Source organism: Staphylococcus simiae, from assembly GCF_002902085.1.
Lineage (GTDB): Bacteria > Bacillota > Bacilli > Staphylococcales > Staphylococcaceae > Staphylococcus > Staphylococcus simiae.
This window is the reverse complement of record NZ_PPQR01000010.1, coordinates 1-14,548: the sequence shown is the minus strand read 5'-3', so window position 1 is coordinate 14,548 and position 14,548 is coordinate 1. Positions and strand designations below refer to the sequence as shown.

Annotated in this window: 15 protein-coding genes and 1 pseudogene; 7 read left to right on the top strand and 9 right to left on the bottom strand. The window is 31.1% G+C overall.

Annotated elements, in window-relative coordinates; all coding sequences use genetic code 11:
* Positions 1-26: 26 nt before the first annotated feature.
* A complete protein-coding gene (locus tag CD113_RS01525) occupies positions 27-1,508 on the top strand; it encodes a sucrose-6-phosphate hydrolase (RefSeq protein ID WP_002464785.1) in 1,482 nt (493 codons plus the stop codon).
* Entirely contained in the window at positions 1,508-2,461 is a 954-nt protein-coding gene (locus CD113_RS01520; protein WP_002464786.1) for a carbohydrate kinase family protein, read from the top strand. Before CD113_RS01525 ends, CD113_RS01520 begins: the two co-directional genes overlap by 1 nt.
* A gap of 115 nt (positions 2,462-2,576) precedes the next feature.
* Here the strand turns inward: CD113_RS01520 and agrA are convergent, their stop codons facing one another.
* From agrA to CD113_RS01500, 4 genes are read right to left on the bottom strand one after another with little or no spacing between them, the layout of a single operon-like run.
* Positions 2,577-3,293, bottom strand: a complete 717-nt coding sequence (gene agrA / locus CD113_RS01515; RefSeq protein WP_002464787.1) for a quorum-sensing response regulator AgrA — start codon at positions 3,291-3,293, stop codon at positions 2,577-2,579.
* Positions 3,294-3,305: 12 nt separating this feature from the next.
* A complete protein-coding gene (gene agrC, locus CD113_RS01510) occupies positions 3,306-4,595 on the bottom strand; it encodes a quorum-sensing sensor histidine kinase AgrC (protein WP_002464788.1) in 1,290 nt (429 codons plus the stop codon).
* Positions 4,596-4,617: 22 nt separating this feature from the next.
* Positions 4,618-4,758, bottom strand: coding sequence for a cyclic lactone autoinducer peptide AgrD (gene agrD / locus CD113_RS01505; protein WP_002464789.1), 141 nt, complete (start codon positions 4,756-4,758; stop codon positions 4,618-4,620).
* Positions 4,758-5,324 carry an accessory gene regulator AgrB gene (locus CD113_RS01500; protein WP_002464790.1) on the bottom strand — a complete coding sequence of 189 codons (567 nt, stop codon included), beginning with the start codon at positions 5,322-5,324 and terminating at the stop codon, positions 4,758-4,760. The genes agrD and CD113_RS01500 overlap by 1 nt, the downstream gene beginning before the upstream one ends.
* A 292-nt stretch (positions 5,325-5,616) precedes the next feature.
* On the opposite strand from CD113_RS01500, the gene hld reads away from it, so the two are divergent.
* A complete protein-coding gene (gene hld, locus CD113_RS01495) occupies positions 5,617-5,694 on the top strand; it encodes a delta-hemolysin (RefSeq protein ID WP_002464791.1) in 78 nt (25 codons plus the stop codon).
* A 341-nt stretch (positions 5,695-6,035) separates the two neighbouring features.
* Here hld and CD113_RS01490 read toward each other — a convergent pair whose 3' ends face one another.
* Both CD113_RS01490 and CD113_RS01485 read right to left on the bottom strand, forming a co-directional pair.
* Positions 6,036-6,821, bottom strand: coding sequence for a carbon-nitrogen family hydrolase (locus CD113_RS01490; RefSeq protein WP_002464792.1), 786 nt, complete (start codon positions 6,819-6,821; stop codon positions 6,036-6,038).
* A 227-nt stretch (positions 6,822-7,048) separates the two neighbouring features.
* Positions 7,049-7,675, bottom strand: a complete 627-nt coding sequence (locus CD113_RS01485) for a nitroreductase family protein (protein ID WP_002464793.1) — start codon at positions 7,673-7,675, stop codon at positions 7,049-7,051.
* Positions 7,676-7,876: 201 nt separating this feature from the next.
* Here CD113_RS01485 and CD113_RS01480 point away from each other — a divergent pair, with 201 nt between their 5' ends.
* Positions 7,877-9,097, top strand: a complete 1,221-nt coding sequence (locus CD113_RS01480; RefSeq protein WP_002464794.1) for an SdrH family protein — start codon at positions 7,877-7,879, stop codon at positions 9,095-9,097.
* Positions 9,098-9,119: 22 nt separating this feature from the next.
* On the opposite strand, the gene mroQ is transcribed toward CD113_RS01480, so the two are convergent.
* Positions 9,120-9,863, bottom strand: coding sequence for an intramembrane glutamic endopeptidase MroQ (mroQ, locus tag CD113_RS01475; protein ID WP_002464795.1), 744 nt, complete (start codon positions 9,861-9,863; stop codon positions 9,120-9,122).
* Positions 9,864-10,040: 177 nt separating this feature from the next.
* On the opposite strand from mroQ, the gene groES reads away from it, so the two are divergent.
* The 3 genes and pseudogenes from groES to CD113_RS13015 all read left to right on the top strand — a co-directional run.
* A complete protein-coding gene (gene groES, locus CD113_RS01470; RefSeq protein WP_002464796.1) occupies positions 10,041-10,325 on the top strand; it encodes a co-chaperone GroES in 285 nt (94 codons plus the stop codon).
* Positions 10,326-10,403: 78 nt separating this feature from the next.
* A complete protein-coding gene (groL, locus tag CD113_RS01465; RefSeq protein WP_002464797.1) occupies positions 10,404-12,023 on the top strand; it encodes a chaperonin GroEL in 1,620 nt (539 codons plus the stop codon).
* A 566-nt stretch (positions 12,024-12,589) separates the two neighbouring features.
* Positions 12,590-12,782, top strand: a pseudogene (locus CD113_RS13015) (hypothetical protein); the annotation flags it as partial.
* Positions 12,783-13,022: 240 nt separating this feature from the next.
* On the opposite strand, the gene CD113_RS01455 reads toward CD113_RS13015, so the two are convergent.
* Both CD113_RS01455 and CD113_RS01450 read right to left on the bottom strand, forming a co-directional pair.
* On the bottom strand, positions 13,023-13,376 hold the full coding sequence (locus CD113_RS01455; RefSeq protein WP_002461559.1) for a hypothetical protein: 354 nt from the start codon (positions 13,374-13,376) through the stop codon (positions 13,023-13,025).
* An 11-nt stretch (positions 13,377-13,387) separates the two neighbouring features.
* Positions 13,388-13,855: a hypothetical protein gene (locus tag CD113_RS01450; protein WP_002461558.1), complete on the bottom strand. Its 468-nt coding sequence runs from the start codon at positions 13,853-13,855 to the stop codon at positions 13,388-13,390.
* Between the last annotated feature and the right edge of the window lie 693 nt (positions 13,856-14,548).

Sequence of the window (14,548 nt, the reverse complement as noted above, 5' to 3'; positions counted from 1 at the left end):
TATTAAAGGAGGACTGTACAACAATCATGACAGATTGGACAAGAGAAGAGAGATATCGACGTATAGAAGATGTTGATGTAGCATTTTTTAAAGACTTAAAACGTAAAGTCGATCAATCAAAATTTAGACAAACGTTTCATATACAGCCAGAAACTGGGTTATTAAATGATCCAAATGGTTTAATTTATTATAAAGGGACATATTATGTATCCCATCAATGGTTTCCATTAGGCGCAGTTCACGGCTTAAAGTATTGGTATAACTATACTAGTAAAGATTTAGTATCATTTGAGCCGCATGGTCCTATATTAAAGCCAGATACTAAATATGATAGTCATGGAGTCTATAGTGGTAGTGCTTTTGAATATAATGACCATTTATATTATATGTACACTGGCAATCATAGAGATAGTGATTGGAATAGACATTCAAGTCAAATGATTGCACGTATGGCAGAGGATGGTACAATTGAAAAGTTTCCCAAACCCGTGATTAGTCAGCAACCAGAAGGATATACGAGTCATTTTAGAGATCCGAAAGTCTTTAAAATTGATGATCGATATTATGCCATTTTAGCTGCTCAAAATAATGAAGAACAAGGTCGATTATTATTATATGCCACAGATGATATTGTAAATTGGAAACTACTAGGAGAAATCAAGACACATTTAACAAATTTTGGCTATATGTGGGAATGTCCCGATTACTTTAAATTAGATGGTTATGATGTTATGTTGATGTGTCCGCAAGGCTTAGAAGCTGATAATGACAAATATCGTAATATTTATCAATCCGGTTACATGATAGGCGATTTTGACATTGATACGTTAACATTTGACCATCAATCATTTATTGAATTAGACCGTGGATTTGATTTTTATGCACCACAAACGTTTACTGATGAAAATGGTCAACGTATTTTAATCGGATGGATGGGATTACCTGAAATAGAATATCCAACTGATCAAGAAGGTTGGGCGCATTGTTTAACAATACCAAGAGAATTAACAATAGAAGACGGTAAATTAAAGCAACGTCCATATAAAGCTTTAGAGAAACTACGTCATAATAAAGAAACAGCATTAGGATATGCCAATAAATTTACCCGTAAATTACATCCATATGAAGGTAAACAATATGAGTTAATCATCGATGTATTAGAAAATGATGCTACAGAAATTTATTTTGAATTACGTACATCTAAAACAACTTCAACAGTGATTGCTTATAATAAAGAAGAAAATAAAGTGACATTTGATAGATCAGAAAGTGGTTTATTACCAGCCAATGTAGAAGATATGACAAGAAGTACTGTGCTAGATACACCATTAAAAAAATTACAAATTTTTGTTGATACTTCAAGTATTGAAATATTCTGTAATGATGGCGAACGAGTACTTTCATCAAGAATTTTCCCAAGTGAGGATGCTATTGGCATTAAGACATCAACTGAAACTGGACAAGTTTATTTACAATTTACCAAATATGACTTAAGGAATGATATTTAATGAGACGTTTATATGCTATCGGTGAAGCATTAATCGATTTTATTCCCAATACAACGAATGTAAAATTAAAAGATGTAGCTACATTTTCTAGACAAGTTGGAGGTGCACCTTGTAATGTTGCATGCGCAGTTCAAAAATTAGGTCAGCAAGCGCATATGATTACACAATTAGGTAATGATGCTTTTGGTGATCGTATCATTGAAACAATCGCTGACATTGGAGTTGATGTATCGTATATTAAACGTACAGATGAAGCTAACACAGCATTAGCTTTCGTTAGTTTAGCTGAAGATGGACAACGTGATTTTTCATTTTATCGTAAACCATCTGCAGATATGCTATATCATGAAGATAATATTGCAGAATTACAATTGACTTCACAAGATATTATGCATTTTTGTTCTGTAGATTTAGTTGAAAGTCCTATGAAACAGGCGCACCATGCGATGATTGATAACATGCTTGCTGCAAAGGGTACAGTAGTCTTTGACCCCAATGTACGTTTACCATTATGGGATGACCCAGAAGATTGTCGTCGCGCTATATTGGAATTTATCCCTTACGCTCATATAGTTAAAGTTTCAGATGAAGAGTTAGCGTTTATAACAGGTATCAAAGATGAAGACGAAGCGATACAGTCATTATTTAAAGGTAATGTTGAAGTAGTCATTTATACTAAAGGTAAGGACGGGGCAGTTGCTTACTTAAAAAATGGACAAACTATCAGTCATGAAGGATTTAAAGTAACAGCTGTTGATACAACAGGTGCAGGTGATGCATTTATTGGGGCTGTCATTAGTAAATTGTTAGCATCAAATACTAAAGATTTGACTACGTTATTTGAAAATGAAGGTCAAGAAATTTTAGCGTTTAGTAATAAAGTGGCAGCAAAAGTAACAACTGAATATGGAGCTATCGAAAGTTTACCAACGTTAGCAGAAGTTATAAATTAAATTTAAACGTTACAATTTTTAATTATAACATCAAAAAGAGACCATCAATGTACAAGTCATTGATGGTCTTTTTGATGCTTTTAAACCGTGTTAATGTATGACTTTCAGCATCAAACTATATTTTTTTAATATTTCGCACTGAAGCATAACAATGTTCTTTATTTTTGAAGTAAACGATACGTTCTTTAGAGTCTATAGATTCAATGTTGTGACGATTGACAACGAAACTATTGTGACATCGGAAGAAACGATCATCTAATTGACTCAATTCTTTTAAATTACCATAAAATTCAATTTGACGATTATCTAAATGTGCAATTAAGCGATGAGATTTCGTCGATGATTCGAAGAACATAATATCATCATATTGAACATAAACAGAATTACTACCACGCTTAAGTTCGATTGTTTCAACGTTACTTTCTTTAGATAATAATTGTAATCTCGTATGCGCAGTTTCAAGGCAATCAATAATTCTAGTTTTTAACTCTGCAGGGTCATCTTTAAAGATAAAGTCCATGGCAGCCACTTTATAGACAAAAGTAAGATAAGTTAGTTCACTATGACTAGTAACAAAGATAATATTACCAACGGGATCATGTTTACGTATTTCACTACCTAATTTGATACCGTTAATATCAGAGGCTAATTGTATATCTAAAAAGTAGCAACCAATATCTGTCATATTTTTAGAATGTTCAAGTACTTCATAAGGATCATCAGTTGCCAGAGCAATTTCCATTGGTTTTTCTTCTATCATAATGTAATTCTTAATAATTGTTACCATATTTTCTCGTTGTTTTGGGTCATCTTCACAAATGAAAATTTTCATAAGCACACATCCTTACGATTGGTTATTAATAATTTCAACTTTTTGAATAAAGAAGCCATTTTCAATAGTTGTATCTAATAGTACATTATCTGATTTGTCGGCAATTTCTTTTAATGTTGATAGGCCTAAACCTCTGTTTTGACCCTTGGTTGAAAAATTCTCTTGGAACAATTCATGAATTCGTGGAATATCATCGCGACATTTATTCATCACGATAAAAGTAATCGTGCCACTATCTTCTAAAAAGGCAACACGAATAATAGGGTCATCAATTTCATTCGATGCTTCAATGGCATTGTCCAAAATAATTCCTATACTTCGACTTAAATCAATCATATTCATATCGATATGATTCATTTCTTCAGGTACTTCGATGCTAATTGGAATGTTCATTTCTTGTGCCCGCAATATTTTGGCAGTGATTAAGCCTTTAATTTCACGAATTTTTAAATTTTCAATACCGTTAAGTTTGATAGCATTCATTTGAATATTATCCTTCATAGGTACAATATTTTGATTGAAGTAGCGACGTAAACCAGGCATATCATCTTCACGGATATATTCAGAAAGTGTACTAAGAATATTAATATAGTCATGACGGAATTTACGCATTTCGTTATTAATTGCTTCAATACGCAATGTATATTCATAGTAAGTTTCAATTTCTTCTTGATTACGCTTATATTTCATTTCTTTTAGTGTGAATTGTGAAAAAATGAAAATAATAACACACATGAATAGGATGATACCTAAGAAGAAAATTGAATAGTTTTTTAATATTGCTGATTTATCACTATCAATATGAGAATAAGCATAGAAAAAACATAAGATAATGAAAGCAACAATTGCAATTAAAGATAAATATGTTTTATTAGAAGCTAGATATGTATTTTTTAAGCGATTAATAATTAATTTGATTAAATAGGCTAAGCTAATTGGAATAATAGTAAATATCATTATATAGGCAAAGACCAAGAAAAAGGTACTTTTAGAATTTGATAATATAGATAAAAAGACAATTAAATTAATATAGTTTGTTACATACATAATTAATTGACTTAATAAAACAGTTATAACGGCATAAGCTTTTATTTTTGTATAGAAAAATAAAAGCATTACAATAAATACTAAAATTAAAATTATGTTACCAAAAAAGTAATGTAAAATAGTAGAAGGGATTATAATTGCTAAAATAATAGCATAATCCCTTTTACTATAATGAATGTCACTAATGATTTTTGTTATTAAAAAGATTAATACAATTTGAAGAATAGCTAATGGAAAAAAATTTAAAACATCCATATTTTTCACACTTTCTAATTATTTATTCATGTAATTTAGTTAATTCTTCAGGTACTTCTGGTTCATCATACCATAATGAACATAAAGAATATGCTGCAACATTGCCGACTCTTTCAATAATAAAAGTAAATAAATTTAAGAATAAGTTAATTAATGTAGCCATTATGTTTCCTCCTTAGTAAAGAAAATAGGTAATAGTGAAATACATTCAATTAACAACCCTAAAACGATTAATTGTGCAAAAGGTTGTTTAATCATTAATGATAATATAGAAAGTATAATGTATATAGATATGGAAAATATTCTTTTCCTATTAACTAAGCGTTTGGGTATAGGTTGCTTTTTAGTAGCTGCTGGTGCATAAGTGACAACTATGACTAATCCTATAAGAGTCAATATATAATAAATCCACATATTAATGTCTAGATGAATTATTAGCCAAGGTAATAATATGAAAATAATAATATTTTGGATATAGCATAGCAATGCTGATTTAGCATGAGCACCATGTGCGTGGAATCGCAGCATCATATAAGCAATGTGCATAACTAATGTATACCAAAACATATGCATTAATATGGCGATACCATAAGTAACAATAGTCTTATTTATGTTACTTACTACAACTTGCAAACCTAAACGTATTTTCAGAAACTGTATATGATCTAAATTGTTTCTTTTTTGAAGATAAGTGGCAAATTGGTTTATTTTGTTGTCAATGTAGTTCAATTTGTCACCACTCTCCTTAGTCACATTATACAATTTGGTACAACCTTTTTTGCTAAGAATGCCTAACTGTTGAAAAAGTATACTTAACTGTTAAAAGTAATTTATAAATAATATTTTAGCATAAATAAAATAACAGTTAAGAATAAAAATTGATTAGTTACGAAAGATTTAAAAAACTATACGAAATTCATGTTTTAATATAAATAGATCACAGAGATGTGATGGAAAATAGTTGATGAGTTGTTTAATTTTAAAGTTTAATCTTACTTACATTAAGGAAGGAGTGATTTCAATGGCAGCAGATATCATTTCAACAATCGGTGACTTAGTAAAATGGATTATCGACACAGTAAATAAATTCTCAAAATAAGAAGATTAATGTTAATTACTTAGAAATTCCATTTCGTATAGTACAATGATGATTTGTTATGAAGACTTCCCAACTTGATAACAAACACTATACTAATGAGTGAGTAGCATTTGTTAGTAAGCGTCAACATTATTTGACCACGTACTATGTAACATACTACTTAACAGATACGTTAATTAGTCATAGCAAATATGCTATTGTAAACAATATCGATTTATCATTATTGATAAAATTTTTTTCATAATTAATAACATCCCCAAAAAATAGATTGAAAAATAACTGTAAAACATTCCCTTAATAATAAGATTTAAGTCGCGAGCCCCTCCCAAGCTCGCGACTTTTTATTTATATAAATTGACTTTGATACTGTCAAATACTGGAATAGCTTGCCTTTGTTGTTCTACTTTTTCTAAATTTACATCAACTGTTAAACAATTGGGGTGTTGATCTAAAGAAGCTATCGTTTCTCCATTAGGATCAATAACGATAGATTGACCAGCATATTCAGTATATCCATCAAAGCCACAGCCATTAATCCCAATAACATACATATTATTTTCAATCGCTCTAGCTTTTAACAAAGCATGCCAATGTTTGACACGTGCAGTAGGCCATTGAGCAACATAAAAAGCAATATTAGCACCTTGACGTGCAGGATATCTTAATATCTCTGGGAAGCGTAAATCATAACAAATTAATTGTGTTACTAGAGTACCGTTAGAGAGCTTGAAGGCTTCAGCAGCATGTTGCCCGGCCGATAAAAATTGAGGTTCATTAAGCATTGGGACTAAATGAACTTTGTCGTAAGTATTAATTAGTTGGCCAGCACGAGTGACTGCAAATGCAGTATTATACTTTTGGTTATCTTTGATGTTAGATACCGATCCAGCAATAATATCAACATGGTAAGTTAATGCCAAATTTTTTATAAATGCTAAACTGCGTTGTAATGATTTATCAGCTGTTGCATTCAAATTTTCTAAATCATAGCCGTTATTCCACATTTCAGGTAAAGCAACTACTTCGGTATCATCGTCAATATAAGTGTTAAAATAATGTAGTATTTGCTGTTCATTTTTGTCCGTGTCACCAAAAACAATAGGTAATTGCAATATTTGAATTTTCATCGAATCACATCCTCTAATGTTATTATATAAAACTTACTAAAAGTTGTTACAAAACGCAAAAAAAGCTAAAGATGTCATGCACCTTTAGCTTAAAATTACTAACTTATAGTTGTTAAATAGGATTCTCTATTTTTTTAGGACTGATAAATAAAAAGTGAATAATTTAAAAATAATTATATATCAGTCCAATTTGGGAGAGAACCTTAAATATTTATGTTGAACAAAGTTTATTTTCTAACAAAGAAACGATCTTCAATTGGATTGAATTCTTTTTGACCAGCTGGTTCACGTACATCACCAAATGGCATTTGAGCTACTAATTTCCATGATTTTGGGATGTCAAAATCATTTGCAGTAGCTTCATCTACAATTGGGTTATAGTGCTGTAATGATGCACCGATACCTTTAGTTGCTAAAGCTGTCCAAATTGCATATTGATGCATAGCATTAGTTTGATTAGACCAAATTGCAAAGTTGTCGTAGTAACTTGGCATTTGTTCTTGTAAGCCACTTACTACATCTTGGTCTTCATAAAATAAAATTGTACCATAAGAATGTTTGAAATTATCTAATTTTTGACGCGTAGGTTCGAAATCACGATCTTCACCCATAGCTTCTTTTAAAATACCTTTTGCATTTTCCCAGAATTTATCTTTATTATCATTTAATAGTAAAACAATACGTGTTGATTGAGAATTGAATGCTGACGGAACATGTTTGATTGCATGTGCAATTAATTCCTCTAATTCATTATCACTAATAGATAGTGTTTCTTTTAAGCTATAAACGGAACGGCGTGCTTCCATAGCTTCATTAAAAGTCATTTCTTTATTATCGTTACTAAATAATCCCATAAATTAAGTCTCCTTTATTGTTAATCCAAATTAATTAATACACTAAGTATAAATTTTATACTTAAAAAAGTAAAGCGATAATTACGAAAGTTTCAAGAATATTAATATTTATTTTCAAATTTCATATATAAATGCAAATACTATCAATCTTTAATATACTTATGGTGAAGCTTAATTGATAAGTGGGGGTGACTATACTTAATGAAAATAAATAAAATAGCCAAATCATTGTTATTGGTTAGTACGATTACGCTAGGGAATGTCACTTATAGTACAGTCGCTGACGCCGCTACTAATGAAACAGCAGTCAACGAAACATCACAAAATAATGATGATAATGAAATGGATAAGCCAGTATCTGATAATGATATTGAGACAACTCATCGCAGTATTAAAAATGCTTCAGATAACGAGAATTCAAGGGAAGAATCTCAAACTCTTAATAAGCAAGATAATAAAAATAACCAGCACGATAGTGAAGGTACACAAGACACTGGGAAAAAACCGTCTAACCAAGACAAAGATGAAAACAATAAAGGACAATCAAATAACGATAACGATAGTGGTTCACATAATATAGACATAGAGAATCAAAATGGACATTATACTGATGATTCAAAAAATGATGGCAAACCCAATCAACCTGATCCAGATGTAAAACCTAGGCCACAACCTAATGGCTCAAGTAATAGCCAGCAAAGTGGTAACCATTCTAATAACTCAAATGCACATCAATCTAACCAATCGTCCAATCCATCTCAAAATCATTCTCAAAACCAACAAGGAACAATCAATAATGGTTGGAACAATAAGTCAAATCATCTTAGCTCTAGTGGTCCACAACAAGGATCATATTCATCTGGACAACTGACAACTTCAAATAATAATCAGCACTATAGACAGATGAATAATGTCGACCAAAGTCGATTTCGTGCCATAGCGACAGGTGCTTCAAAATATAATCCATTTATCATTAATCAAATTAATAAATTAGGTGAAGATAAAGCAAACATCTCAGATAGCGATATTTATCATATCGTTCGTAAACAAAACTTTAGTGGCAATAACACTTTAAATGGACTTCAACAACGTACAGATTATTTTAGATTCCAATATTTCAATCCACTAAAGGCCAATAGATATTATGACAATTTGGATGAGCAGGTATTAGCGTTAATCACCGGTAAAATTGGCTCCATGCCTGACTTAAAGAAACCTCAAGATAAAGATAGTCATAAAATAACTAAAAAACAGCAACAGGGTGATACTAAAATAACTAAAGAACAACAGAATAATAATAAATCAGCAACTATTAATACCGATAATAAAGGTTGGATTATAGGGACATTAGGTATGATTGTAATAGTTGTCATTGTGCTCATTTTGTTGTTTTTAAAAAGAAGAGCTAAAAAAGAAACGTGATTGCAGAAATCACGTTTCTTTTTTAGTGAAATATTAAATGTAAGATAACATTGGCTTGTTCTTGCATCTTTTGTAAACGATCTGCTCCAATAAGTTGGAATATAACAACAATACCATTTTGAAGCATATGAATGATGATTGGAACGGATAAACGTTTTGTCCATACATAAGCTAATGAGAAAACGATACCCATACCAAAATATATAGGTATAAACTTAAAATCTTGATGTGCTAAAGCAAATATTAGTGAACTAACCGTAGTTGCAATTAAAAAACTCACTACGCGATTGCCTTTAATAGCGTTATAAATTTCACCAAAAATTACTTTTCTAAAAACAAATTCTTCTAATAATGGACCAACTATTGAAATGAATATAATGAAGACTGGAATTTTTTTAGCAATCATCATTAATCTTTCAGTATTTGGACTCATTTGTTGTTGTCCAAAGATTTGAGTATAGATCAAACTTACGATGACTTGATATACCATGACAATAGCAAAACCAGCTAACGCCCATGGTACGACATAGCGTCTAGGTTCTTTAGGTCCCATTTCAAGTTGAGTGGGGTCTTTAATTCTAAGATTAATCAAAATAATAATAATAGCTGCAATTAGAAATAATACTAATTGTACATATATAGACATCTTAGCAAGTTCCATACCTTCATACTGTTGGAAGAAACTTGTTTTGATTATAAAACTAGGTAAATATAATGCTAATGCATAAGTTAGTACCGTTAATAATGATACCCAAAATCTTTTCATTGTTATCCTCCAAATTTATGTTTATAACTTATTTTATCGTAAATAGAAATGATGTACAAAAAATTAATTAGCAACGTTTATTGCTTGATATTTTGACCAAATTTGATTATTATTAAAATTGTATTAGCAGTCTATAAAGTTGAGTGCTAACATCAGGTTCATAAAGGAGGAACAATCATGCTTAAACCAATTGGAAATCGTGTGATTATTGAAAAACAAGAACAAGAACAAACAACAAAAAGCGGTATTGTTTTAACTGATAGTGCTAAAGAAAAATCTAACGAAGGCGTTATTGTCGCTGTTGGAAGCGGACGCTTATTAAATGATGGAACACGAGTGACTCCTGAAGTTAAAGAAGGAGACAGAGTTGTCTTTCAACAATATGCTGGCACAGAAGTAAAAAGAAACGATGACACATACTTAGTATTAAATGAAGAAGACATTTTAGCAGTAATTGAATAATTACGATATAGATATAGAGATAATTTTAAGAAATAGGTAACAAAGATTAATTTTAGTTTATTAATGGAGGTTTAATATATGGTTAAAGAATTAAAATTCTCTGAAGATGCACGTCAAGCAATGTTACGTGGAGTAGACCAATTAGCAAATGCTGTTAAAGTTACAATTGGTCCAAAAGGACGTAATGTTGTCTTAGATAAAGAGTTTACTGCACCGTTAATCACAAATGATGGTGTAACTATCGCTAAAGAAATTGAATTAGAAGACCCTTATGAAAATATGGGAGCTAAATTAGTACAAGAAGTAGCTAATAAAACAAATGAAATCGCTGGTGACGGTACTACTACTGCAACAGTATTAGCGCAAGCTATGATTCAAGAAGGCCTAAAAAATGTTACAAGTGGTGCTAATCCAGTCGGCTTACGACAAGGTATTGATAAAGCTGTTAAAGTTGCTGTTGAAGCCTTGCACGAAATTTCTCAAAAAGTAGAAAATAAAAATGAAATTGCTCAAGTTGGTGCCATTTCTGCTGCAGATGAAGAAATTGGACGTTATATTTCTGAAGCGATGGAAAAAGTAGGTAACGATGGTGTTATAACGATTGAAGAGTCTAATGGTTTAAATACTGAATTAGAAGTTGTTGAAGGTATGCAATTTGATCGTGGTTACCAATCACCATATATGGTAACTGATTCAGATAAAATGGTAGCTGAATTAGAACGTCCATATATTTTAGTAACTGATAAGAAAATCTCTTCATTCCAAGATATCTTACCTTTACTTGAACAAATTGTACAATCTAATAGACCAATTTTAATTGTTGCAGATGAAGTTGAAGGCGATGCATTAACTAATATCGTATTAAATCGCATGCGTGGTACTTTTACTGCTGTAGCAGTTAAAGCACCTGGCTTTGGTGATCGTCGTAAAGCTATGTTAGAAGACTTAGCTATCTTAACAGGTGCACAAGTCATTACTGATGATTTAGGTTTAGACCTAAAAGATGCCACAATCGATATGTTAGGTACTGCTAACAAAGTTGAAGTTACTAAAGACAATACGACTGTAGTTGATGGTGACGGAGATGAAAATAGTATTGATGCTCGTGTGAGTCAACTTAAATCACAAATTGAAGAAACTGAATCAGACTTTGATCGTGAGAAACTACAAGAACGTCTTGCTAAATTAGCTGGTGGCGTTGCAGTTATTAAAGTTGGTGCAGCAAGTGAAACTGAGTTGAAAGAACGTAAACTACGTATTGAAGATGCATTAAATTCAACTCGTGCAGCAGTAGAAGAAGGTATTGTTGCAGGTGGTGGTACAGCATTAGTTAATGTATATCAAAAAGTGAGTGCTATTGAAGCAGAGGGCGATGTAGAAACTGGTGTGAATATTGTACTTAAAGCATTAACTGCACCTGTACGTCAAATTGCTGAAAATGCTGGTTTAGAAGGATCAGTCATTGTTGAACGCTTAAAAAATGCTGAAACTGGTGTTGGATTCAATGCAGCAACAAATGAATGGGTTAATATGTTAGAAGAAGGTATTGTTGACCCAACTAAAGTAACACGTTCAGCATTACAACATGCAGCAAGTGTTGCAGCAATGTTCTTAACAACAGAAGCTGTTGTAGCATCAATTCCGGATAAAAATAATGACCAACCAAGCATGGGTGGCGGAATGCCAGGAATGATGTAAAACGACTCATAAACATTGGTATAAAGGTGTTTCGTTATTTTAAATGACATAATTATGACATGAAAAAACAAAAAAATAAAAATCCTGTATTGATTCAGCTGAACTAAAACAGGATTTCAAAATAATTCTTTTGAGACGTTTTCCATGAGTTGACTAAACTTTTGGGAAGCGTCTTTTTTTGGTTCTCTACCAAATTGGAATGATGTATAATTATTTTTCAAGTCTCGCACCCCAGCTTGCACATTTAAAGCTACTTAGATATTTAATCTTTAGTAGCTTTTGCCCAACTTGCACATTATTGTAAAAATTCTTTGCTAAGAATTTTTCTGTGTTGGGTCCCTTGCCCAACTTGCATTGCTTGTTGAAACTGTTTCACAGTTTCTCTGTGTTGGGTCCCTATGCAGTTGCACTAATAGTGTCAACTGTAATAACGGATTGTAATATTAAGTGCAACACCTATAAAATTTTATGAAAGATGCCCATGATTGGTACTTTGTTGTAAGATGTTAATAACTACAAAAACATATACGAGGAGTGCCAATATGAGCTATAACCATCTTACAATAACAGAACGCACCAAAGAACATACTACATCAAATGGAAAAACGAAGACACCAGACGAGATGACAGTTCGAGAATTAGAGGATTTAAAAACGTCAACTTAAACAACGCGACGAACAAAACGCTCAACTCCAGTCCCAAGTGGAACAAGCACAACGTTCTGAAACAATTGCAAGTAAGAAAATAGAAGATGCTGAGGAATAAACGAAAAAAGAACCCTAATAGAACTAAAATTATAAATGATGTTCTATTAGAGGGTTAAAATTAAAAGAGAGTGGGACAAAAATAAATTTTATATAAAATTTATTTCGTAGTCCCACCCCGGCAAGACTGACTAGGTTTTCAAAATGGTGATTTATCAACGTTTTGAAAACCAGACAGTTACTGCCAAATGCTTAAATTTAAGTGTAAAATACATTTTGTCCCGGGCTCTTATTTTTAAACTCTTAAATCAAGATATAACTTTTCTGCATATGGTAATAATTCAGGTATATAATTTCTAGCGTATCCTTCTATAAATCTTAAAGTTTGAGAGTCTGTTATTGCGTCATATTTATCTACATTTTCAATTAATATAGATTTAAATTCTTCAATGTTCATATCATCAGTACTTTTGTTATTAGACAATCTTGTAAATGCCATAAATACTTTTTCAAATTCATCTAGAGTGATACCTAAATCTAAACATAAAAGACTTATTGATTTTGTATTGTAAGGATGATGTCCTACGATTTCAGCTAGTTCTGAAACTGCTTGATATAGTAACCTTATATCATCTTTATTTTCAAACATTATTTTCACTCCTAAACAAGTAAGTTAATACCTTCTTTTACTGCAACTTTAACTTGACCAGCGAGGCCTTTTTCAACGCCAGCTTCTACTAATCCTCTATACACTGCATCAGCAACTGAGTTAGCTAGAACTTCAGATAATTTTAACAAGGGCCGCAGTTCTGCATCAATTGCGTCGAAATTTTTGAAACAGCCATTTGCTGCTTTTTGATTGCCAGTAACAGTTTTAACTACACCTACTAATTTACCTTTATTATTTAATATACCCTTAATAGCTTTTTTAGTAAGATAAGTCCCACCTACATAGGTTTGTACATCTTTTTTGTTTTCATTAGTTTGTTGATTCGTCTTGTTATCTTGAGGTTGTTGAACATTGCTATTTTGCGTTTGAATTTGTTCTTCTGCACTTGCTAAAGGTGAAACAGATGTTAATAAAAAAGCACTTAAGACTAGTGATCCAACAGTTTTTGTGATTTTCATTATACAGTGCTCTCCTTTAATAGTGAATTTGCAAAATCAAAACTTTGCAATATAAGTATAAGACTAAGCAAACATAAAAAGTTTAATAATCTGTAAGTGTCTATGTTCTATGCCTAGTTGTCTAATGTAAAAAACTCTACTATTAAATGAGAGAGTAAGTTATTTTAAAAAGAAGTACCCTAAAATTCTAATTAATCATTTACAGCAAGATAGAAAACATTACTTAATTGTGGCGTTTTTTCATTTTGAGAAACCTCTTGTATTGCAGAGAGAGATGAGTTTGTATAACTCTATATAGGTTGATTTAAGTAGAATATAGCATGTTAGTTGAAAAAATGTTAGATATCAAATTTTATAGATATTTTAATACTTAAGAATAATTAAATAACAGTTTTGAAGTATGTAATTTTTATTATTTTTTCATTGATATCATTAATAAAAAAGGGAGTAAGTTAAATGAGTAGATTACTTGAAGAATTAAAGTATTGTGGATTTAATTTTATTTTATTATTATTTTGTTATTTAACTTTCTACAAACCTGAAAATGAATCTAGGGAGTTTTTTTAAAAGGAATATGGTGATAAGATAAAACTTTCTAATTTTTTTAATGATAGTTATAGAAGTATAGGCATGGAACATATAAGTCTCTATACCTCTATGCATTGTAATAGTTATAATCGTTATTGTAATAGC